Source organism: Halorarius litoreus (assembly GCF_024362405.1).
Lineage (GTDB): Archaea > Halobacteriota > Halobacteria > Halobacteriales > Haloarculaceae > Halorarius > Halorarius litoreus.
The window spans coordinates 260,544-280,537 of sequence record NZ_CP101454.1 but is presented as its reverse complement, the minus strand read 5'-3'; the positions used below and the strand labels follow the sequence as shown (position 1 = coordinate 280,537).

Sequence of the window (19,994 nt, the reverse complement as noted above, 5' to 3'; positions counted from 1 at the left end):
GGGTCAGGTCGCCACCACCCACAGCGGCCCAGCCCACGCCGCCCCGCCCACGTGCTCACCCCGGCCGACCTGCTCGACCCGGAGATAGTAGACGTCCGCGTCGGTGCCCCGCTCGTCGTCCCACGCCATCCCCTCGACGGGTGCGTCGTCGGTGACCTGCGTCGAACAGGTGTACGTGTCGAGCGGTGCGTCGGGGTCGTCCGTCCCCTCGACGACGTGCCACGGCTCGTTGTTCTTCACCACCGTCACCTGCGAGAGCGGGGCGGTGCCGTGTACGTCGACGGAAATCTCGCGCTCGGCGTCGGGTGCGGTGAGTCGAACCTCGCTGTCCTGCTCGCCCACCCGCACGCCGTCGACGGCGAACTCCACGAGGATGCGGTCGGGCTGGGTCGTCCCGTAGACGGTCCGCGAGCGGAGCGCGTCGAAGACGGCCTCGCGGGTGAGTTCGGGGGCGCGGAACGCCGTCAGCCCCCCTGGGTACGAGCGTTCGTTCCACAGTCGCCAGATGTGCCCCCAGCCGAGGCCGTCCTCGCGCCAGTCGCGCCACGACGGTAGATGCGGCGGCGCGTGGATGGGTGAGTGCCCGGGGAACGGGCCATGGTAGTCCGCGCCCGCCATCAACCCGACCCGGTAGCCGAGTTCGAGCGCGTCCTGCGCGTAGTGGCCTGGTGTCTCGACCTCTCCCTGGCCCATCGCCAGCGGCCGACGGTTCCCTTCGCGCTCTGGCCGTTCGCTGGAGCCCCACTGCGAGTACACCTCCACGAGCGGCGCGAGCTCGTCGTCGTAGTCGACGTTCGAGAAGTCGAACGGGTACATCTCCTCGGCGGGGTGGTGCGGGATGGTGAGCACGTCGCGACCCCGCTCTTCGCGCCACGCGCGGAGTCGCTGCCAGAGCTGTTCGTAGGTGTGCGTCTCCCTCGCGAGCGAGTCGAACAGTTCGGCGTCCTCGACGCCGTCGAAGTAGACGTTCACGTGGCCCCCCATGTTCGGCTGTTTCGTCCACTCGTAGGCGAACAGCGTGACGAACTCGTCGGGCTCGTGGAACTGCTCGGTCACGGCCTTCATCTCGTCGAAGTAGCGGCGGTGCATCCGCCGCCGCTGCCACTGCGGCGGGATGAAGAAGCCCATCGTGTCGTGGTCGGTGTACGCACAGACGTCGAGCGCCATCACGTCGCGACCGAACCGGAACCCCTTCGCCATCGTCCCGGCGCCGTCGGAGACCTGCGAGTGGAGGTGGATGTCGCCCCAGTACGTCCGCTCGGCGGGCTCGGTGTCGTGGACGCGGACGGGGTTCGACACCCACCGCCGACCGGACGGCTCGTGTGTGAGCGTGAGGTAGTGGACGCCCGGTGTCGAAAACGAGACGGGGCCGCGGACGAGGCCGCCGTCGGCCGCGGTGAACTCGACGGCGTCCGGATGGGTCGCATCCGGGTCGGTAGCGTCGACGGCGAGCGTTCCCTCGAAGGGGTGGCGGCGTTCGTACTCGTCCCACGTCTGGACCGTGACCGTCACGGACGAGCCAGTGACCGCGTCCGACGGCAGGATGCAGTGAGTGCGGTCGAACGTCCCCGTCCGCGACGCCCACAAATCGCGCAGCGAGGGCCGAGAGTCGGCGAACACGCGGAGCGTGTCGCGTACGCCTGGCATACCAGCTGTAAGCAGGTCGCAGGCAAAAACCCCCCGCAGGCTTTTGAGGGCTCCGGCCACTCACCGGATATGGGGTTGAAAGCGGAACTGCGCCGGAGTTTCGTCGCAGGGCTGTTACTCGTCGCACCACTCGCCGTGACGCTGTTCGTCGGGCGACTCGCGCTCGGATACATCTCGAACCTGCTGCGACCGCTGGTCCGGTTGGCAGGACTCGCGAAGTACACGGCGAACATCGACCTGCTGGCCCAGGCGCTCGCGGCGTTCCTGCTGGCCGGCGCGATCGTGTTGCTCGGCTTCATCGCCCAGCGAAGCGTCGGCCAGCAGCTGTTCGGGGGCTTCGACCGCCTGTTCGAGTTCGTCCCGCTCGTCTCGACCGTCTACTCGTCGGTACGCCAGGTCGGTGAGGCGCTCAGCAACCGCGCGACGCGGTACGAGGAGGTCGTCCTCGTCGAGTACCCGCGGGTCGGCGTCTACTCGCTCGGGTTCGTCACCGGCGACTCTCCGCCCGAAGCCGAGTCGGTGACCGGCGACCGGACGTACAACGTGTTCGTGCCGAACAGTCCGAACCCGACCGCGGGCAACCTGATTCTCGTCCCCGAATCCCGCGTCCACGCGACCGACCTGAGCGTCCGCCGGGGGCTTCGGCTCATCGTCACGACGGGCATTGCCGACACCGAAGCGGGGATGAACGAGCTGCGCGAGGAGAGCGGAGTCGCCTGACTTTTTGCCCGTTGGACGCTCACGGCCAGTATGCCCGACGACCCCCTCGAGTGGACCACCCTCGACTCCGCGATCGACTACTCCTGTCCGGGGTTCGACGTCCAGCGCGACGACGTCCGGCTCCCCGACGGCACCGAGACGGAGTTCCACTCCGTCACCGAACCGGACTCGGTCGTCGTCCTCCCGTTCACGCCCGAGGGCGACGTGGTCGTCATCGAGGAGTGGCGACAGGCCGTCAAGCGCGTCAACCGCGGGCTCCCCGCGGGTGGGCTCGAACCGGACGACGACGACCTCGCGGCGGCTGCCCGCCGGGAGCTCACCGAGGAGACGGGCTACGAGGCTGACGGCGTCGAGTTCCTCTGCAGCTACGAGCCCGCGAACGGCCTCTTTTCGACCACGTTCCACTACTTCGTCGCCCGTGGCTGTGAGCCGACGGCCGAACAAACGCTCGATTTCAACGAGTCCATCCGCGTCCGCGAGGCGTCCGTTTCTGACCTCCGCGAGGCGTGTCTCGCCGGCGACCTCCGTGACGGCCGCTCGGCTATCGCTATCATGCAGTACGCGCTCCGACACGGCGAGTAGCTCGCTCGGCGGCAGCGCCCAGCCGCCGAGCGGTTTTATCCCCGGCTGTCGAACTGCGGCTGATGCGCCCGGCGGTCCTGGCGGTCGCGGTGCTGTTGGTCACGAGCGGCTGTAGTTCCCTGCTCGCGCCGCCGGAGGCGGCGGAGGCGACGCCGACGCTGACGGCCGCGCCCGCCCCAACGCCCGAGGCGGCGTATCCGCCCGGCGTGCGTCCCGACTCGGTGGCGGTGTTCGGTCTGCTCGAAGCGCACGTCGCGGCGCTGTCCGGGGTGTCGTACACCGTCGTCGAGACCCGGACGCTCCGGGGCGTCGACGGCGCCGTCCTGGTGTCGGTGACCGAGGAGAACCGGGTCGCGGCCGAGCGGCTCGTCGCGCCGCAGGGCACAGCGAACGGCAGCCTCGTCGACAGCGAAGTCGTCGTGCAAGGGCTCGTCCGCAACCCGGACGGCGCGCGCGAGCGTCCGAACGCGGTGCGCCACGGGACGCCCCGCAACGTCGAGTGGCTGGGCTCGCTCGTCGCCCGTGCCACCTTCCGCGTCGAAGCGGACGGTGACCGCTTCCGACTGGTCGCAACTGGGGTCGACGGCGAGACGCTGGTCGTCGCCGGTCGCCGGGTCGAGAACGTCACCGTCGGCGACGCACGGCTCGTCGTCACGCAGGAGGGCCGCATCGACCGCGCCCGCCTCACGTACCAGGGCACGGTCGACGGAACGGTGGTCACGGGTGTCGAGACCGTCGAGTACGAGGCGGTCGGCTCGACGACCGTCCGGGAGCCGGCTCGACGACCGTCCGGGAGCCGGCGTGGTTCACCGCGGCCGCTAGTGGCTGACGGCTGTGTCTCCACCGCGTGCCGGTCGAGTGGCTCCGGTAGGGGTCGACATCTCGTTCGTATCCACCTGCTGCGTTTCGGTAGCAAGTCGGTACCAATGCCGCTGGGACGCGTTGTCGACACCGAGATGGCTTCGAGTCGCATCGGTATCGAGCCGGACGACGTCTACTACCCGCGGTTCCACCACGGCGACGACCTCTACGTCTTCGTCCGACGGGACGGAACCTTCCGGTTCCAGTCGGAGTTCTTCGCCTACGTCGACGCCGACAACGTGGTGTACCTCGACGACTGGGTGTAGCCGCTCTCGACGCGCCTGCTGACCGTTCCGGTCACTCGCGCTCGAAGACGAGTCCGTAGTGGTGCGGTGGGAGGTCGACCTGTCGCACCTGCCGGAACGGGACGACCGCCCGAACGATGTCAACCGTCGCGTTCGGCGAGAGGCGGAGGTCGGCTGGCGGCCCCCGCGGTTTCCCCTCCACCGTCGTCTCGGCTGGTGGGCGGTCGTGCCAGTTGATGACGACGAACCGGCCCCCCGGTCGAAGCGCCTCGTACGCCTGCTTGACGAACGCCGCGGGGTCTTCGACCCCGTGTAGCGTGTTCGCGATGAAGACGACGTCGACGCGCTCGGGGAGGGTACCGGCTAGCTCGCGGGCGTCGCCGTGGACCGTCACGACGTTCTCGATTCCCTGTCGCTCCACCCATCGCTCCAGGTCGGTCAGCAGTCGCTCGTCGACGTCGAGCGCGTACACCGGTGCGGGGTCGACGACGCGTGCCGCCGGGAGCGCGAAGTAGCCGTCGCCGCTGCCCACCTCGACGAACGCGTCGCCGGGGCCGACCCCGAGGCGGCGGAGCGTCTCGCCGGGCGTCGGCCAGAGCCGAGCCCACCAGTCGAGGTCGGGGAGTCGCGTGTTCTGAAACCGATCCATGCGAGGAGTATCCGGTCGACGAAAATAGGCGTTCTGGGCCAGTTATCGCGTCAGCGGCGCGCCGAAGCTCTTCTCGCGGTCGACGACCGTCTCCCACGTCAGCTCACACTCGCAGGAGACCTGTTCGAACACCGATGGGTCCTGCCGGAGGTCGAAGTCCTTGATGGCGGTCTGGACGTGGTCGTCACACTCGCCGCAGTTGTGGGGGCCGCGGTCCGAGCCGTGGCCCACCGGGTCGGAGACGACGATGGCGTCGACGTCGGCGGTCGATTCGAGCACCTCGCAGATGCTCCAGAGCCAGGGTGGCCGGTAGCCGCCGTCGTGGTACAGTTCCTCGACCATCGTGTACCGCTGGACGTTCGTCGGGTTCATCGAGACGGTGTGACAGCCGTCGACGGCGGCACACCGGCGCACCGAGGATTTCATGTCCGCGATGGCCTCCCGCTCGGTGAGGAACGGCGGCTTCATCAGGAGGTAGGCTTTGACCCCTGCATCGGCGGCCATCGCCTCCGCACAGGCCGTCTCGAAGTCCGAGAAGTCGAAGTACTTGTTGACGCAGTCGTGGCGCACCCGGTCCGTGGCGGTTTCGAGGCCGATTGCCACGTCCGTCTCCAGCCCACGACTCGTGAACTCCCGGAGCTTCTCGCGGTCGACGAAGTCGGGGAGCGATTCGACGACCATCCGCTCTCTGTCCGAGAAGGTCTCGGCGATGGCGTCGCGCGTCTCGGCGGGCACCTCGCGCTCGTCGAGGAAGGAGCCGGAGGTGTAGATCTTGATGAGCGCGCTCTTCTCGTCGGCGTTCTCGGCTTCGTGGTCGAGACAGTGCTGGACCTGCGTCAGCAGGTTCTCGTGGCCGACGCTGCCCCCCTCGACGCTCTCGGCGACGTAGCCACACATCGTACAGCCACCGGCGCGGGCCCACCGGCATCCACCGGTGTTGAGGATGATGGTGAGCGACTGCTTCACGCCGTCGGGCGTGTTGTCCTCGTCCAACCAGACGCGCGTCGGCTCCGTCGGGTCGTACGTCTTGTCGTTGCGCGAACGAATCTCGCGCATCACCTCGTTGTGCGCGTCCATCCCGCGTCCCCGCTCGTAGACATCGGGGCTCGGCTGACTCATTGCCCCTCCTTTCCGGTCGAGGCGGAAAGCGGTGTCGGGTCGGCCGGGCTACCGACCGCGCACGACGAACCACGGCAGCGCGCCGACGCTCGCCCCCACCGTGTTCGCTAGCGCGTCGAGCAGGTCGAACGACCGGAAGGGGAGCGTCGCCTGCACGAGCTCGATGCCGAATCCGTAGCCGGCGGCGAGCAGCACGACCCCGACCAGCACACGGCCCCGCCGCCCACGTTCGGGAACGCTCGCGTACGCCAGCACGCTCGCCAGCCCCGCGTACGCCAGCGCGTGGAGCCACTTGTCGAGCGGGAGGCCGGCGACGAGCGAGGTCGTGGCGCCCCCGGAACCCGGCGGGTCTACGACCGAAGCGACGAGGATGACCAGCGCGACGGCCGCCACCACTGCCAGTCGAAGCGGGCGGGCGAGTACCGGGACGCGTGGCCGGTTCACGGTCGTCCGTACGCGTGAGGAACCAAAATCACATCGGCACGGCGAGACCGAACGCCTCCAGTAGCCAGTGACCCCCGAACCAGACGGCGAGGCCACCAGCAAGGCCGAATCCCACCCCTCGAATCGCGTAGCGGCGTAGCGTCGAGGCCCGCCCGCCCTCGCTGACGACGAACGGTTCGTCGTCGGTGGCTGCGAGGACGACGCCCTCGTCGCCCTCGCGCGCGGCACCGAGGACGGTCACCTCGACACCAGGGGACAGAACCGACTCGGTGAACCGGAACTGCTCGCCACCCATATCGAGGTTCGTGATCTCTGCGGCGCGGCCGGGCGGGTCCTCCGGGTGGCGCTCCTCGGTCGTCGTGCTCGTGCAGTCGAGGCTCGCGCCGGTCGGGTCGACGTGAACCGACCCGGAGCCGTCGTCCACGTCGAAGGGGACGCCACCCTGCCCGGCGCGGGCCTGCTCCCACGCGCGGCGACCCTCGTAGCTCGTCCCGTGGCGGTTCTTCGCTTCGACCGTCCACGTCCACGCGACGGCCTCGCGGTCGAAGAACGGTGAGCGCGGCGGGTCGTCGTGGGCGACGAGCCCCGTCACCGACACCGGACCCTCCCGTGTCTCGCCGGTCGGCGTGTCACCGAGCGCGCGGAACCGGAGCCAGCGCGCCGCGTTCCCGGCGCCGAGCGCGACGCCCACGAGGCCGAACGCGAGGAGGACGAGGTCGAACCCCATCGCACGCACGTCGTCGCTCGGAAACTCGCCGACGGCACCGAGAACGACCGGGAGCGAGACGCAGACGAGCGTGACGACGGCGACGTAGCCGGCCGAGAGCCCCGGCTTCGCGTCGAGGTACTCGCGCGTGGTGGGGGTTGCGAGTCCGCCGAGGACCGCGAGGAGGACGAAGGAGCCGAACGCGGCGAACAGGACGAGTTCGTAGGTGGCCGACACGTTCGCACCACCTCGGCCGCCGACAAAAGCGTTCGCCAGCGGCAGGTCGCGGCGTGGGCTTTGAAGGGGTGAGCCGTCGTACAGCGAGTATGGATACCGCCGAGGACTGGGCCGACGCCCAGGGGTTCGACCGGGGGTTCGTCGACTGCGGCGAGGTCGAACTCCACTACGTCGCCGCGGGCGAGCCAGAGAAACCGATGGTGCTGTTGCTCCACGGGTTCCCGGAGTTCTGGTACACGTGGCGCCACCAGCTCGCGCCGCTCGCCGAGGAGTACCTCGTCGTCGCGCCGGACCTCCGCGGCTACAATCTCTCTGAGCGCCCCGAGGAGGTCTCGGCGTACGAGCTCTCGCGGCTCAACCGGGACGTGTTCGAGCTCATCCAGGCGTTCGACCACGGCTCGGCACACCTCGTCGGCCACGACTGGGGTGGCGCGCTCGCGCTCTCGTTCGCCCGGCACCACCCCGCGCACGTCGACCGACTCGTCGTCGCCAACACGCTCGACCCCGAGCGCCCCAGCGCCCAGCTCCGGGGGAAACAGCTGTTGCGGTCGTGGTACACCGCGTTCTTCCAGCTCCCCTGGCTCCCCGAGACGTTGCTCTCCTCGCGGGAGTTCCGCGGGTTCCGCAGTTTCTACGACGACACCGCGGTCCCCGACGCCTACACCGACGAGGACATCGAGCGCTACCGGGTCGCGTGGGAGCGCGACGGCGCGATGACCGCCGCGCTCAACTACTACCGGGCGCTCGGTCGGACCACGTTCAAACGCGCCGTCACGATGCAGCGCGTCCCCCGCATCTTCGTGCCGACGCGCATCCTGTGGGGGGAGCGCGACCCCGCGCTCGGCCCGGGCGTCGCGGACGCCATCGCCAGCGGCATCGACGACCCCGAGATCCGCCGCTACCGGGATGCGACCCACTGGCTCCACGCCGAGTACCCCGGGCGGTTCACGGGCGACGTGCGCTCCTTCCTGCGCGGCGACTAGCGCCCGACGACGACCACTTCTCGCAGGTCGAGGGCGGTCTCGACCTCCTCGCGTCGTCCCTCGTCACGACTGGCCCACAGCAGCTGCTCGCGGTGGGCGCGGGCGACGGCGTCGCGCTCCCGGCGCGAGAGCCCGATGTCGTCGCCGAGCTCCTCCCAGTGGCTCACCTCGACGAAGAACGCCTCGTAACGGTCGCCCTCGTGTGCACGTTCGTAGCCGCGCCGGTAGTCGTCGAGCTGCCCGTGGAGGTGGTCCTGTGCCCGTTCGAGCAGGTCCGGGAGCCGGCTCCCCGGGACGCTCGACTTCGCTGCGGCGACCAGCATCGGCTCGCCGTCGATGGGGTTCATCCCCCGGCCCGCATCGCCTTCTGCGTGAACTGTTCGACGAGCGGCTCGACGACGTTGGCCTCCCCTTCGAACACGACGGTCACCTCGGTCAGCTCGAAGCTCCCCGCTGCTTTCACCTTCTCCGCCGAGAGCGTCGCGGTCCAGTCGGCGGCCTCGACGTGGTCGTCGTCGACTTCCTCGCCGCCGAGGTTCGTGAGATAGTGGCGGGCGAGCCGTTGTGAGATGCCACGGAAGGACTTCTCGGCGCGCATCTACCCACCCGCGACCGGCGGGAACACGCTGAGCTTGTCGCCGTCCTCCATCGGCGTCGCGGTCCCCTCCAGGTGGAGCACCTCGCGGCCGTTCTTCAGGACGCTCAACTGCGGTCTGATGTCGCCGTTGCCGTCGAGGATATCCCCCTCAAGAGCGGGCCACTCGGCCTCGATGGCACGGAGCACGTCGCCGACGGTTCCGTCCTCGTACTCCCGCTTGACGCTCTTCTGCCCGACGGCCTCGCGGAAGGTGGCGAAGAACCGCAACTCGATTCGCATACCCCATACTGCGGGGGCGACCCGATAAAGCCTGTCGGGGAATCGTACAGTGCCGGCAACGCCTTTCACCCCTCGGTGCGCCCCCCGGATATGGACACCACGGTTCACCTCGTCGACCGCGGCACGATGGAGATCGACCTGAACTACCCGCTCGAAGGGGCGGTCACGGCGACCGCTTCCGACCCGAACCCCGACTGCGTCCGCGCCGAGGGCCCCGTGTTCAACCTCGTCGTCGACCACCCCGCGGGAACGATTCTCTGGGACACGGGCTCGCACCCCGACGCGGGCGACGGCCACTGGCCCGCGGAGACGTACGACGCCTTCACGCATCACGACGCCCACGAGCACCCGCTGCCCGACGCGCTCGACGACGCCGGGTTCGCGCTCGACGACATCGACTACGTCGTCCAGTCGCACCTCCACCTCGACCACGCGGGCGGCCTCCACAACTTCGCGGGCACGGACGTGTCGGTGTTCGTCCACGAGCAGGAGCTGAAACACGCGTACTTCGCGGCCGCCACCGGCACCGACGGGGCCTACATCCGCGCGGATTTCGACTACGACCTGGCGTGGGAACCGCTCTACGGTGACGGCGGCCTGCTGTTCGAGGGGCTCGAGTGGCTCCACCTGCCCGGCCACACGCCCGGACTGGTCGGCCTGCTCGTCGAGGACGGGACTGCGGACGGCGACGACCTCCTCGTCATCGGCGACGAGGCGTACAACGCGCTGAACTACGAGGCGGAACACCCGATGGGCCGCGACCTGCTCCACTCCAGGCTCGATTGGGAGGCCTCACTCCGACGGTGCAAGGACCTCCAGCGCCGCCGTGACGCGGTCGTGGTGTACGGTCACGACCCCGAGCAGGTCGCCAGCCTCCCCGAGCTGCTGTGAGGCGCGCGTGGTGTGGGAACACTCTTGTCCCGCTGTCCCATGCCTACTGACATGATTTCACGGCGTGCGTTCCTCGTGGCCGGCGCGGTGACGCTCGCGGGCTGTTCGAGCGGCGCGACCACCAACACGCCCACCTCGACGCCGCGCCCGGAGTCGACGCCGGCCCGCTCGACGCCCGGTGGCTCGCGTGCCTCGTTCGCGACGTATCTCGACCGACGGGCGGTCACCGTCCAATCGCTCACGACGGCAGCCGGAACTGTCAGCCTCCGGTACGTGCCGGCGGGCGAGGAGTACGAGGAACTGAGCGCCGAAGTCGGCACCATCGCGGGCGGGTTCCTCCGCGAGGTCGAGGCCGGGTGGTCGGTCACGCGGCTCGACGCCACCATCGTCGCCGACGGCTCCCCCGTCGCTCGCTGGCACGTAGAGGCCGCGTGGCTCGGCGAGTATCGACGTGGGGAGATAACGGGACAGGAGCTGTCGTTACGGATTCTCGATACGCTCGAACGGGTCGACGGGACCGCGACGCCCTAGCGTCGCCGGAGTGCGACGAGCGCCAGCGCGACGAGCGCCGCGAGCAGGCCGAAGCCCGGACCGTCGCCCTCCGTGGGCGTCCCGGTGTCGGTCGCCGTCGGCGTCTCGGGGGACTCGGGCTTCGCCGTGGGGGTGACTGGCTGGCTCTCCGTCGCCGTCGGCGTGTCCGGCTCGACGACGCTGAGTGTTCCGGCCGAGGCCCCGCCGAGCGAGACGGCGTACTCGCCGGTCGCGTCGAGGCTCGTCTCGATGGACACCGTCCGCGTCTCGCCGGCGGGCACCTCGACGAGCCGGCTGTCACCGGTCGTGGTGCCGTCGATGGCGAGCTCCAGTTCGGCCGTCCCCGAGGCGTTCCCGCTGTTCTCGACGGTCGCGGTGACCGTCACGGGTTCACCGGGTGCGACCTCGCGCGCCGACAGCGTCGCGTCGACGACCTGGAGGTCGGCGGTGCCGTTCTCGCTGGTCTGTGCGCCGGTGGAGCCACCGGTCGACCCGCCGGAGCTCCCGGCCGACGACCCGCCATCGCTGCCATCGCCGCCGTCACCGGTGTTGGAGCCGCCACTCGACGACTGCTGGATGGTGATGCTGTCCGAACTCGTCGTGTTCGCGAGCGCGTTCCCGTCGGCGTCGGTGATGGACTCGACGGTCGTGTCGAACGCGCTCGTTCCGGTCGATTCCCCGCTGATGGAGAGGCCGGCGAGCGTCACCGTGCCGTCCGGCCCCGGATACTGCCCGGTGTATCCGACGACCGTGAGGACGCCGGGCTCGGGGTGCGAGGTCGACACGTCGAACGTCGAGGTGCCGCTCGCGGTCACCGTGACGACCGACGGGTCGTAGGTCACGTTCACGGTGAACGAGCCGACGCCCTCCGGGTCCGTCACGTCGGTCACGACGAGCGCGCCGGAGGTGCTTTGTCCCGAAGTCACCGACCCAGGCGCGTCGACGCCGACCGTCGCGGTCGACTGTGCGGCGACGAGCCCACCGGTGCCGGCGACGACGACGAGCGCGACGAGCGCGACGAGGAGTCGCCGCATCAGTCCGCCCTCCGGTAGGCCGCGTCACGATTGCCTTCCTCGTACTGCGCGACGAGCATGGCGTCGACCGCCGTCACCGCGCCGTCGCCGTTCACGTCGCCGTAGCCCGTCGCGTCGCCGGTGCCGGCGACCGCGTCGGCGATACGTGTCGCGTCGGAGGCGTCGACAGTCCCGTCACCATCGGCGTCACCCGTCGCGTAGCCGTCGAGCGAGAGGGTGACGGTGTGTGGCCCGGCTCCCGACAGTTCGACGAGCAGCGTCCCGTCGCTCGCCGTCGAGGTCGGGACCGACGTGCCGTCGGCCGTCGCCGTCACGCTCTCGAAGGACGCCGGCACCTCCGGCGGTGGGCCGACTCCCACGACGGTCGTGCCGCCCTCGCTGTCGACGACGAACGAGAGTTCGAACGTCGTCGGCTGTGTCGCGTCGCCGGCCTGCGTCGTCTGCCGGGTGACGCTCGACGTATCGACGCTCCCGTTGCCGGTCGTCGCGAGCACCGCGGGCGTCACCAGCGAATCGGGCGACGCGAACGAGACGTTCTCGGTCGCGCCCGGCCCGACGGTGACGTCGAGGGTCGGAAGCGTTCGACCTGCGGCGGTCGCCGAGACTGCGTGTGTCCCCTCGGCGACCGACAGCGCGAGGTCGCCGCCCGTGGAGTCGGTGCCGTCCATGTCGACGGTCGCGCCGGTGAGCGTCGTGCCGTTCCCGTCGGTGACGTCGACCGCGAGCGTGCCGACGCCGAGTGCGCGCTTCGTGGCGGCGTCGCGGACGTTGTTCGGCTCGTTGTAGAGCGGCCGGACGTCCGCCTCGACGGTGCGGTTGCCCGCGTCGTCGACGACGAGCGTGAACACGTAGGTCCGCGTCTCGCCCGCGGGCACCTCCTCGCCGTAGACGAACAGCGAGTCGCCTTCGCGGTAACTCGAGTTCTGTACCGCCCAGGTCCGACTCTCGGTGGTCGAGCCGTACTCGACGTGTGGGTCCGGGGCGGGTGCCGACAGCGACGTGCCGAGCGGCACCTCGACCATCGGGCTGAACAGCACGTCGCCGTTCCCGGTGTTGTCCACGACGACCCGCACCTCGTTCTCGCCGACCTGGAAGTCGTCGGGCAGTTCGACCGTGGCCCCGAACGCCGGAGCGGTCGCGCTCAGGCCCCCGGCGGGGGCCGTCGCGGCGAGCAGTACCGTGACCGCACAGAGTAGGGTGAGTGTCCGCATCTTCGAGCGCATCTCAGGCACCTCCGTTCGCTTCGTACTCGTCGGCGTTGACGACCTGGTCGTTCTCGAGGCCGACCACGAGCTGGCCGGACCCTTCCGCCTCGACGGTCACCTGGATGGGTGGCCCGGTTCCGCGGGCGGCTCGCAGGGTCGCGAGCTCGCCGTCGGACAGCGTGACGGTCGCCCGCGGCGTCCCGTCGTCGACGGTGACGGTCTTGGTGACGAGCGCCGGGTTCGAGGCGTTCCCGAACTTCACGGTGACGTTCTGCGAGGGGCTGGTCCCTTCGACGCCGAGCGTGAGCAGCGTCTCGATGGCGACGGCGCTCGCTCGCGTGTAGCCCCACGACCCGCTGTTGTCGTAGGTGGCGACGAGGAACGTGGTCCCCTCCGAGATCGTCTGGTTCGAGGCGGGCACGCCCGTGGCGTTCAGCGCGAGCACCGCGTAGGCGGTCGTCTCGCTGGTCGTACCGGTCGCGCGCCACGAGCCCGACCGCGACTCGGTCCACGCGCCTGCGCTGTTCTGGTTGGCGACGAGCCACGCGGAGCCGTCCGCGATGGCCGCGTTCACCGCCGGGGTGTCGACGCCCGACTCCGCGAGCCCCCACACCGCGAGCGCGGTGGACATGGCGTTGCTCTCGCCGTCGCCCCACGAACCGTCGGCGTTCTGCGCGCCGACGAGGTACGCGGTGGCGTTCGCGCGCACCCCGTCGGCCGCGGCGGTCGCCGAGGCGTTGTACGGGCCCGCACGCTCCAGTGCCACGAGGCCGAAGCCGGTCATCGCGGCGTCGTCCTCGAAGTAGAACTTGTCGTTGGCGAGCCGGCCGTCCGTCTCCTGGTTGTCCTCGAGCCAGAACACCGTCTGGTTGAAGTCCGCCGTCGAGAGGTCGGCGGCGACGCCCGGCCGCGACCCCTGGACGGAGTCGGCGGCGACCGAGCCGACGCCGAACAGCGCGTACGCCGTGTAGTACATGTCGCCGCGCGGGTCGTCCCCGTACATGCTCCACGCGCCGTTCGCGTGTTGGGCGTTGTCGCCGGTCGTCATCCGCTCGACGCCGATGGCGACGCTGTCGTTGACCTTCCCCCGGTTGTAGCCGCCTGGCGCGGGGTTCTCCCGGTAGTACTGGTCGGTGTTCAGCGCCGCGAGCATCGGCGAAGTCGTCTGCTCGACACAGTAGTTCGGGTAGTCGAACAGGTACTCGAGGCCGTCGAGCGTCCGGCCCTGCGGGCCGAGTTGTGCGCTGAACGACAGCGAATGGTCGTACGTCGTCTCCCCGCGTAGGTCGAGGCTTGTCGTCTCGGTGCCGTTGTCCGTGATGGCGACCGACGTCGAGTTCTCGAGACGGATCCGTGGCGGCAACACCTCGATGGTCGTCGACACCTCGTCAGTCAGGTTCCGGGAGGCGCCGGTGACGTTCACCGTGAACGGCTGGGCGCCGCTCTCGTTCACCGCGCGGACCTCCCACCGGTAGGTGTGGTAGCTGTCCTCGGTGCGGTTCTGCGTCCGCGGGTAGCGGTCGGTCAGCTCCAGCCCGTCGGGGAGCTCGATGGTCGCGTTCTGGTCGGCGTCGTAGTTCGCTCGTCCGGAGGCGTAGACGTAGAACGTCTCGTCGCGCTCGACGGTGTCCGGCACCCTGAACCGCTCCAGTCGGAACGTGAACGCCGCCGTCCGCGTGGTGTCGGTGTCGACGTTGCCCCGCAGCCGTGGGTCGTCAGTGACGTTCACCCGCACGGTGTTGCGTCCCGCGGCGAACGTGTGGTTCAGCGTCGTCTCGTACCGGTCGCCGTCGTCGATCTCGGGCACCGTCACCGTCACGTTCTGTGAGTCGTCGCCGAACGAGACGGTGGCGTTGTGCGTCGGGCTCGGCAGACTCCCGTCGTTGTAGAACCGGAGCGACACGCTCTCGGTGTCGCTCGGAATGGTCCGGTACGGGACGTAGACGTACGCATACAGGTCGCTGTACCCGACGTCTGTCGCGTTCTCTGCGACGTTGTTCGTCTCGTCGCTCTCCGCGACCGTGTCACCGGGGTCGACCGTCGCGAGGAGGTCGACGCGCGGCCGCGAGCTACTGACGTTGTCGTCGGCCCAGTCGGTGAAGTCGACCGTCACGGTCGTCGATTCGCCGGGTGCGAGGTCGCCGACCGAGCGGTCGTACGACGCCTGCGACGTCCGGTAGTAGCTCACGCGGGCGCTCGTGTTCAGCCGCACCTGCACGCCGGTCGCGTCGTCGGTCCCGTTGTTGTGGACCGTGAGCGTCGCGGTCGCCCCCGAGCCGAGTTGCTGGGTCGGCGGTGCGGCCACGTCGACAGTCAGGTCCGGGGCCTCACGCACGAACACGTCGACAGCGGTGGTGTTCGTGTTGCCGCTGGCGTCCGTTACGGTGACGTTCACCGTGTGGTTGCCGGCCGTCGCGAACGACACCGTCGCGGTCGCGCCGGGCTGGGTCACCGCGCTCCCGTTGTCGGGGTCGAATGTGTAGTTCGCGATGCGGTGGTTGTCCGTCGAGTTGCTCGCGTCGACGGTGAACTGTTGTGTCGCCTTCACCGACGTGGGCGCCGTCGCGCGGGCGACGGGCGGAATCCGGTCGACCACGTCGACGACCTCGGTCGCGTCGAACAGGAACTGTTCGTCGTCGTCCGAGACGACGACGCGCGCCGTCGTCGCCCCGAGCAGTCGCGCGTACGTGTAGTTCGTGGTGTTGTTCGGGTGGGCCGTCGAGTCCTCGAACTGGCCGTCGCCGTCGAGGTCCCACGAGTAGAACTGCGGCGAGGCGCCGGTGACGTTCACCAGCCGGAACGAGACGTTCGTGACGTTCACGTCGGCCGTCGTCGGCGTCGCGATGAGGACGCCCGAGGGCTGTCGCACCTCGACGGTCGTCTCGTCGCTGGCGATCAGCGTGCCGTTGGTGTCGTAGGCGGTGACACGGGCGGTGTACGTGCCCGGCGCGCCGTAGACGTGGCTCGCGTTCGCGTCCGGGTGGGTCGTCGACGCGGTCGTGCCGTCGCCGAAGTCCCACTCGTAGCTGTCGGGTGTCGTCCCGCTCGCGTTCGCGAGCGAGAGCGTCACGTTCGTCACGTTCGCGTACGCGGGTTGCGGGCTCGCGACGAGGTCGGCGTCGAACGCGCCGGACGCCGTCGCGTCCGTGATGGCGAACAGCGCGCGGTTCACGAGCCCGTTCGTGCCCGAGCGGATGAACAGCGTGCCGTTGACGACGGCGGGTGCGACGATGACGGGCACGGAGTCGCGGTCTCCGGTCGGGAGCTGGTAGGTCCACCGCTCCGAACCGGTCGCGACGTCGAGCCCGTACACTGTCCCGTCGTACGCGCCGAAGTAGACGCGGGTTCCGGCGACGGCGGGCGCGCCAGCAACCGCGTCCGAGGCGTTGTGCTCCCAGACGAGCGCGCCGGTGTCGCGGTCGAACGCGCGGACGCCGCCGCTGATGCCGGCAGCGCGCTGGGCGGTGAATCCCTTGCCGACGATGACGAGGCTCTCGGTGACGGCGGGGGCGCTCTCTTCGCCGGCGTAGCCGTCGACGCTCGACGACCACTGTTCGGTGCCCGTCGCGGCGTCGTACGCGAGCGTCGAGTCGCCGTCGCGCGCGACGTACACCGTACCGTTTGCGGCGGTAGGCGCGGCGCCGTCGTAGTTGAAGCCGAGGTAGTCACTCCAGAGGTAGGCACCGGTCGTGAGGTTGAACGCGTAGATGTAGCCCCGTCCGCCGCTGTCCCAGCCCTGGGTGACGAACACCCGACCGTTCGAGACTGCGGGCGGTGCGAGCACCTCTCCCGGGTTGCGGTCCTGCAGCGTGTCGTTCCACAGTTCGGCGTGGTCGCCCCCAGCGTCGAGCACGAACACGCTGTCGCTGGGTGCACTCGTGACGATGATCTTGCCGTCTGTGACCTTCGGCTCGGCGACGGTGAGGCCGTCGTCGAAGAAGCCGCCGTAGTCCACGGGTCGGGAGACGTTCCACAGCTCGTTCCCCGTGGTCGCGTCGACGGCGTACACGATTTCGTACGCCGTATCCGTACTGCTGTCGTTCCAGAACGCACCGACGTACGCCACCCCGTCGACGACGGTCGCCGAGGAGGTGAGGTCGAAGCGGTCGTCGAAGTACTCGTGGTTCGTGGGCGTGAGATCAGTTCCCCACTCCAACTGTCCAGTCGACGCGTTGTAGGCGTTCAGCCGTTCGTCACCGGTGTTGTAGAGCCGGCCGTTCCAGACGACCGGGGCGTGGGGATTTAGCGAGGATGCGCTCTCCTTCCACTCGATCTCCACGGGTCCGGCCGGTCCGACCGCGGAGGCGTTGTACCCACCGTTCGCGGTGTCGTAGTGGAACTGCGGCCACGCGCCGGTGGTGGGCGTGACGTCGGACTGGACCGTGATGGTCATGGTGTCCGAATCGGTCGCGCTGTCGTTGTCCACGGCCGTCAGCGTCGCGTCGTACGACCCGGCGCTCTGGTAGCTGACGACCACCGTGTCGTTCGGTGACTGGGTCGTCGTGTCGGTGGTGCCGTCACCGTCGGTGTCCCAGCGGTACTCGATGATGCTGCCGTCGGGGTCGATCGAGTCCGTGCCGTCGAGCCTGACGGGGTCGCCGACCCGCACGCTCGTCCGGTTCGCGCCGAGGACCGCGTCCGGCGGCTGGTTCGGCTCGGGCGGCTCGGCGGTGCTGAGCGCGAGGATGGCCCGGTCCGTGGTGAGCAACAGCGTCTCGTTGGCCGCGCTCGGGTGGGAGAGGCCGTAGCGGAAGTCCGACCAGTTCCAGACCTCCTGCCCGTTCCGGAAGGCGTAGACGCTGTCCGGCTCTTCCTGGACGGTGACGCCCTTGAACGTCGCGTAGAGCGTTCCCGTGTCGGTCGCAGCCAGCGCGTCGGCCCGCCGTGGAGCGACGGTCTCGCCGAAGTCGTACTCGCTCTGTGGCGTGCCGGTGGTCGCGTCGAACGCGTACAGCCGGTCGCCGCCGACGTACACCGTGCCGTCGACGACCGCAGGCACGGTCGCAGCCGTCCGGTTCAGGAAGCCGCGATTCGTGTCGTCGCGGTACTGGTCGATGTAGGTCGTGATCGGTTTCGCCCACGCGAGCGAGCCGTTCGCCGTGTAGTGGGCGTACAGCGTCGCGTTCCGGCGACTCTGCGTTCCGGTGTAGCTCTGGTTGTCGGCCGCGACGCCGACGTGGTAGACGTAGTCGCCGGCGACGGATGGTGCGCTCCCGACGAGTTCACCGGAGTGAGACGCCGACCAGTCCGTCGCCCCGTCGCTCGCGCCGACGGCTCGAAGGCTGTCGTTGACCGCGACGTACACCGTGCCACCGTCGACCGCGGGTGCGCGAACGTTCGGGAGCTGGGTCGACAGGCTCCACACCTGCGTCCCGTTCGGGTCGTACGCGTGCCAGTAGGAGAACGAGCCGGTGGTCGACGTGACGTAGAGGCGGCCGTCGTCGGCCGCGACCGAACGCACCCCTGTTCCGGGGCCGGTCAGCAGCGAGACGTTGAACGCCTCCGTCCCGGTCGTCGTGTAGCCGAAGACCCGGCCGTTCTCGGTGCCGACGTAGACGACGCCGTTCGCGACGGTCGGCGTCGAACTCGCGGCGCTCGGGAGGCTGACGTTCAGCAGTTCGCCGCCCGAGGCGGTGTCGAACCCGTAGAGCCGGCCAATCGACTCGTCGGTGTTGTAATCGTACCCGCCGGTCGAGACGTAGGCGACGCCGTCGACGATCGCGGGGGTGCCGGTCGTCCGTTCGTCGACGCGGACGCTCCAGATCTCGGACGGCTCGGATTGTGGCCCGGCGATACCGGGGTTGTAGCCCGTCCGCGCCGCGTTTTGACCGAAGGTGGGCCACGGATCGGCGGCGGTTCCGCCGCCACCGTCACCACCGTCGGCTGGCGCGCCATCACCGGAGCCGACGGTGACGTTCCTTGAGAGCGTGAACAACAGCCGCTCGGTCTGGTTCCGTGCGGTCACTTCCACGGTGTACGTACCTCCGTTCGTGTACGCGTGTGTGGTGTTGTTCACCTGGGTAGAGCCGACCCCACCATCGCCGAACTCCCAGTTGTAGAAGCTGACGTTCTGGTCGACGGGCAGCGAGACGTTCTTCACCCGGAACGAGACGTTCTCCGTGATGCTCGCCGGATTCGGGTCAACGACGAGGTCGGCAGTTCCGGCCGCGGGAACCGTGACGTCGACCGTCTCGGAGTAATAGAGGGTTTCCGTGCTATCGTTGGCAACGTTGAGCTGAACCGTGTACGTCCCGGGGCTACGGTACAGATGTGAGGTCGTGTTTCCTTCCGTCCGTACCTGCTCGCCGTCGCCGAACGACCAGTAGTACGTGGCGTTCTGGTCGACGTCGCTCTCGTTTCGCACGACGAAGCTGGTGTTGACATGGTCCGCGACACCAGCGTCGTCGACCGTCAGGTTCCCGCCCGGTGGCGCCGGGAGCGTGACCGTGATGTCTCTCGATGAGTTGACGGTCAGGTTCCGCACGATCGGCTGTTCGAAGTTGTTGGGCGGCAAGACGAGCACCTGCACGGTGCCCGCCAGCTCCAGGCCTGGGTTCGTCGGACTCTCCGGGTCCTGATAGGGGTAGACGTGGCCGTCGGCACTCGTCGCGTTGCCCCACGCCGCGGTCCCGCCGGCCGTCTGGTTGCGGTGGATGAACGCGACCTGCGCGCCCTCGACGGGGTCGCCGTTCGTGTCGTTCACGAACACGTCGACGACGTAGCCGGTAGGCAGGCTCGCCCGGCCGAGGTCGATGTCGTTCGTGCCGACCGTCACGTTCCCGAGCGCGTAGAGGTCGACCGAGCCGTCGCGCGGGAAGACATCGGTTCCGTTCTGCACGTCGCCCTGCGCGTACACGATCTCGTGTGACGCGTTCGACGAGAGCTCGAGCGAGTACCCCCCATCCGCGGTCGTGCGCACGACCCCCGGGCTACCGAGCGAGGACCGCGCGGCCCCGACGGTGTCGCCGCTGGCGTTCGTGCCGCTCGCGTACACGACTGCCCCCGTGACGTTCACGGTACCACCGGTCGCGACGCTCGAAACCTGGTTCGTGGTCACCCCGTCGGCGACCGGGACCGAGACGCTGGCCGCTGCGGGCGAGAGTATCATGAGGAGGGCGAAAACCACCGCTGTAGCTCCCCGTGCCGCTCGTCCCCCGGTCATCGTCGGCGTGGGTGACGCGTCCCCGTAGATGCGCGCCGGTAGGTAGTCCGTTGCAGTCGGTAGGCGACTGATAAATCCCCTGTCATACCCCACCGTGTGGG

17 protein-coding genes are annotated in these 19,994 nt (G+C 69.4%); 6 read left to right on the top strand and 11 right to left on the bottom strand.

Translation table 11 applies throughout. The features are described from left to right. Nucleotides 1-3 precede the first annotated feature (3 nt). Nucleotides 4-1,647, bottom strand: coding sequence for a DUF3604 domain-containing protein (locus NL126_RS01460; RefSeq protein WP_255197127.1), 1,644 nt, complete (start codon nucleotides 1,645-1,647; stop codon nucleotides 4-6). A 69-nt stretch (nucleotides 1,648-1,716) separates the two neighbouring features. Here NL126_RS01460 and NL126_RS01455 point away from each other — a divergent pair, with 69 nt between their 5' ends. The 3 genes from NL126_RS01455 to NL126_RS01445 all read left to right on the top strand — a co-directional run bounded on the left by NL126_RS01455 (nucleotide 1,717) and on the right by NL126_RS01445 (nucleotide 4,076). Beyond that, nucleotides 1,717-2,367, top strand: coding sequence for a DUF502 domain-containing protein (locus NL126_RS01455; RefSeq protein WP_255197126.1), 651 nt, complete (start codon nucleotides 1,717-1,719; stop codon nucleotides 2,365-2,367). A gap of 30 nt (nucleotides 2,368-2,397) precedes the next feature. Continuing rightward, nucleotides 2,398-2,949 (top strand): NUDIX hydrolase, encoded by a 552-nt coding sequence (locus tag NL126_RS01450; RefSeq protein WP_255197125.1) that lies wholly within the window; start codon nucleotides 2,398-2,400, stop codon nucleotides 2,947-2,949. A gap of 62 nt (nucleotides 2,950-3,011) precedes the next feature. Next, a complete protein-coding gene (locus tag NL126_RS01445) occupies nucleotides 3,012-4,076 on the top strand; it encodes a hypothetical protein (protein WP_255197124.1) in 1,065 nt (354 codons plus the stop codon). A gap of 31 nt (nucleotides 4,077-4,107) precedes the next feature. Here the strand turns inward: NL126_RS01445 and NL126_RS01440 are convergent, their stop codons facing one another. From NL126_RS01440 to NL126_RS01425, 4 genes are read right to left on the bottom strand one after another with little or no spacing between them, the layout of a single operon-like run. Further along, nucleotides 4,108-4,704 (bottom strand): class I SAM-dependent methyltransferase, encoded by a 597-nt coding sequence (locus NL126_RS01440; RefSeq protein WP_255197123.1) that lies wholly within the window; start codon nucleotides 4,702-4,704, stop codon nucleotides 4,108-4,110. A gap of 42 nt (nucleotides 4,705-4,746) precedes the next feature. Continuing rightward, nucleotides 4,747-5,823 carry an archaeosine biosynthesis radical SAM protein RaSEA gene (locus NL126_RS01435; protein WP_255197122.1) on the bottom strand — a complete coding sequence of 359 codons (1,077 nt, stop codon included), beginning with the start codon at nucleotides 5,821-5,823 and terminating at the stop codon, nucleotides 4,747-4,749. A gap of 48 nt (nucleotides 5,824-5,871) precedes the next feature. Next, nucleotides 5,872-6,267, bottom strand: a complete 396-nt coding sequence (locus NL126_RS01430) for a VanZ family protein (RefSeq protein ID WP_255197121.1) — start codon at nucleotides 6,265-6,267, stop codon at nucleotides 5,872-5,874. A 28-nt stretch (nucleotides 6,268-6,295) separates the two neighbouring features. After that, entirely contained in the window at nucleotides 6,296-7,210 is a 915-nt protein-coding gene (locus NL126_RS01425) for a GIDE domain-containing protein (RefSeq protein ID WP_255197120.1), read from the bottom strand. Between the two features lie 89 nt (nucleotides 7,211-7,299). Here NL126_RS01425 and NL126_RS01420 point away from each other — a divergent pair, with 89 nt between their 5' ends. Beyond that, nucleotides 7,300-8,193, top strand: a complete 894-nt coding sequence (locus tag NL126_RS01420) for an alpha/beta fold hydrolase (RefSeq protein WP_255197119.1) — start codon at nucleotides 7,300-7,302, stop codon at nucleotides 8,191-8,193. Here the strand turns inward: NL126_RS01420 and NL126_RS01415 are convergent. From NL126_RS01415 to NL126_RS01405, 3 genes are read right to left on the bottom strand one after another with little or no spacing between them, the layout of a single operon-like run. After that, complete coding sequence (locus NL126_RS01415; protein WP_255197118.1) at nucleotides 8,190-8,540, bottom strand: DUF8048 family protein; 351 nt, start codon at nucleotides 8,538-8,540, stop codon at nucleotides 8,190-8,192. The genes NL126_RS01420 and NL126_RS01415 overlap by 4 nt on opposite strands. Continuing rightward, nucleotides 8,537-8,791: a MoaD-like domain-containing protein gene (locus tag NL126_RS01410; RefSeq protein WP_255197117.1), complete on the bottom strand. Its 255-nt coding sequence runs from the start codon at nucleotides 8,789-8,791 to the stop codon at nucleotides 8,537-8,539. Before NL126_RS01410 ends, NL126_RS01415 begins: the two co-directional genes overlap by 4 nt. Continuing rightward, nucleotides 8,792-9,070 (bottom strand): ubiquitin-like small modifier protein 1, encoded by a 279-nt coding sequence (locus NL126_RS01405; protein WP_255197116.1) that lies wholly within the window; start codon nucleotides 9,068-9,070, stop codon nucleotides 8,792-8,794. Nucleotides 9,071-9,160: 90 nt separating this feature from the next. On the opposite strand from NL126_RS01405, the gene NL126_RS01400 reads away from it, so the two are divergent. Further along, on the top strand, nucleotides 9,161-9,961 hold the full coding sequence (locus NL126_RS01400) for an N-acyl homoserine lactonase family protein (protein ID WP_255197115.1): 801 nt from the start codon (nucleotides 9,161-9,163) through the stop codon (nucleotides 9,959-9,961). A gap of 51 nt (nucleotides 9,962-10,012) precedes the next feature. After that, entirely contained in the window at nucleotides 10,013-10,492 is a 480-nt protein-coding gene (locus NL126_RS01395; protein ID WP_255197114.1) for a DUF8159 domain-containing protein, read from the top strand. Here NL126_RS01395 and NL126_RS01390 read toward each other — a convergent pair. Genes NL126_RS01390 through NL126_RS01380 form a run of 3 tightly spaced genes read right to left on the bottom strand, consistent with a single transcriptional unit; the run spans nucleotide 10,489 to nucleotide 19,839 of the window. Beyond that, nucleotides 10,489-11,526 (bottom strand): CARDB domain-containing protein, encoded by a 1,038-nt coding sequence (locus tag NL126_RS01390; protein ID WP_255197113.1) that lies wholly within the window; start codon nucleotides 11,524-11,526, stop codon nucleotides 10,489-10,491. The two genes, NL126_RS01395 and NL126_RS01390, sit on opposite strands and share 4 nt — an antisense overlap. Further along, nucleotides 11,526-12,749: a dockerin type I domain-containing protein gene (locus NL126_RS01385; protein ID WP_255197112.1), complete on the bottom strand. Its 1,224-nt coding sequence runs from the start codon at nucleotides 12,747-12,749 to the stop codon at nucleotides 11,526-11,528. The genes NL126_RS01390 and NL126_RS01385 overlap by 1 nt, the downstream gene beginning before the upstream one ends. A 1-nt stretch (nucleotide 12,750) precedes the next feature. After that, complete coding sequence (locus NL126_RS01380) at nucleotides 12,751-19,839, bottom strand: PKD domain-containing protein (protein ID WP_255197111.1); 7,089 nt, start codon at nucleotides 19,837-19,839, stop codon at nucleotides 12,751-12,753. Nucleotides 19,840-19,994: the final 155 nt, after the last annotated feature.

Coding starts and splice junctions, on each gene's coding strand:
- NL126_RS01460 (WP_255197127.1), bottom strand. CDS start 1,647: ATGCCAGGCGTACGCGACACGCTCCGCGTGTTCGCCGACTCTCGGCCC.
- NL126_RS01455 (WP_255197126.1), top strand. CDS start 1,717: ATGGGGTTGAAAGCGGAACTGCGCCGGAGTTTCGTCGCAGGGCTGTTA.
- NL126_RS01450 (WP_255197125.1), top strand. CDS start 2,398: ATGCCCGACGACCCCCTCGAGTGGACCACCCTCGACTCCGCGATCGAC.
- NL126_RS01445 (WP_255197124.1), top strand. CDS start 3,012: ATGCGCCCGGCGGTCCTGGCGGTCGCGGTGCTGTTGGTCACGAGCGGC.
- NL126_RS01440 (WP_255197123.1), bottom strand. CDS start 4,704: ATGGATCGGTTTCAGAACACGCGACTCCCCGACCTCGACTGGTGGGCT.
- NL126_RS01435 (WP_255197122.1), bottom strand. CDS start 5,823: ATGAGTCAGCCGAGCCCCGATGTCTACGAGCGGGGACGCGGGATGGAC.
- NL126_RS01420 (WP_255197119.1), top strand. CDS start 7,300: ATGGATACCGCCGAGGACTGGGCCGACGCCCAGGGGTTCGACCGGGGG.
- NL126_RS01415 (WP_255197118.1), bottom strand. CDS start 8,540: ATGAACCCCATCGACGGCGAGCCGATGCTGGTCGCCGCAGCGAAGTCG.
- NL126_RS01410 (WP_255197117.1), bottom strand. CDS start 8,791: ATGCGCGCCGAGAAGTCCTTCCGTGGCATCTCACAACGGCTCGCCCGC.
- NL126_RS01405 (WP_255197116.1), bottom strand. CDS start 9,070: ATGCGAATCGAGTTGCGGTTCTTCGCCACCTTCCGCGAGGCCGTCGGG.
- NL126_RS01400 (WP_255197115.1), top strand. CDS start 9,161: ATGGACACCACGGTTCACCTCGTCGACCGCGGCACGATGGAGATCGAC.
- NL126_RS01395 (WP_255197114.1), top strand. CDS start 10,013: ATGATTTCACGGCGTGCGTTCCTCGTGGCCGGCGCGGTGACGCTCGCG.
- NL126_RS01390 (WP_255197113.1), bottom strand. CDS start 11,526: ATGCGGCGACTCCTCGTCGCGCTCGTCGCGCTCGTCGTCGTCGCCGGC.
- NL126_RS01385 (WP_255197112.1), bottom strand. CDS start 12,749: ATGCGCTCGAAGATGCGGACACTCACCCTACTCTGTGCGGTCACGGTA.
- NL126_RS01380 (WP_255197111.1), bottom strand. CDS start 19,839: ATGATACTCTCGCCCGCAGCGGCCAGCGTCTCGGTCCCGGTCGCCGAC.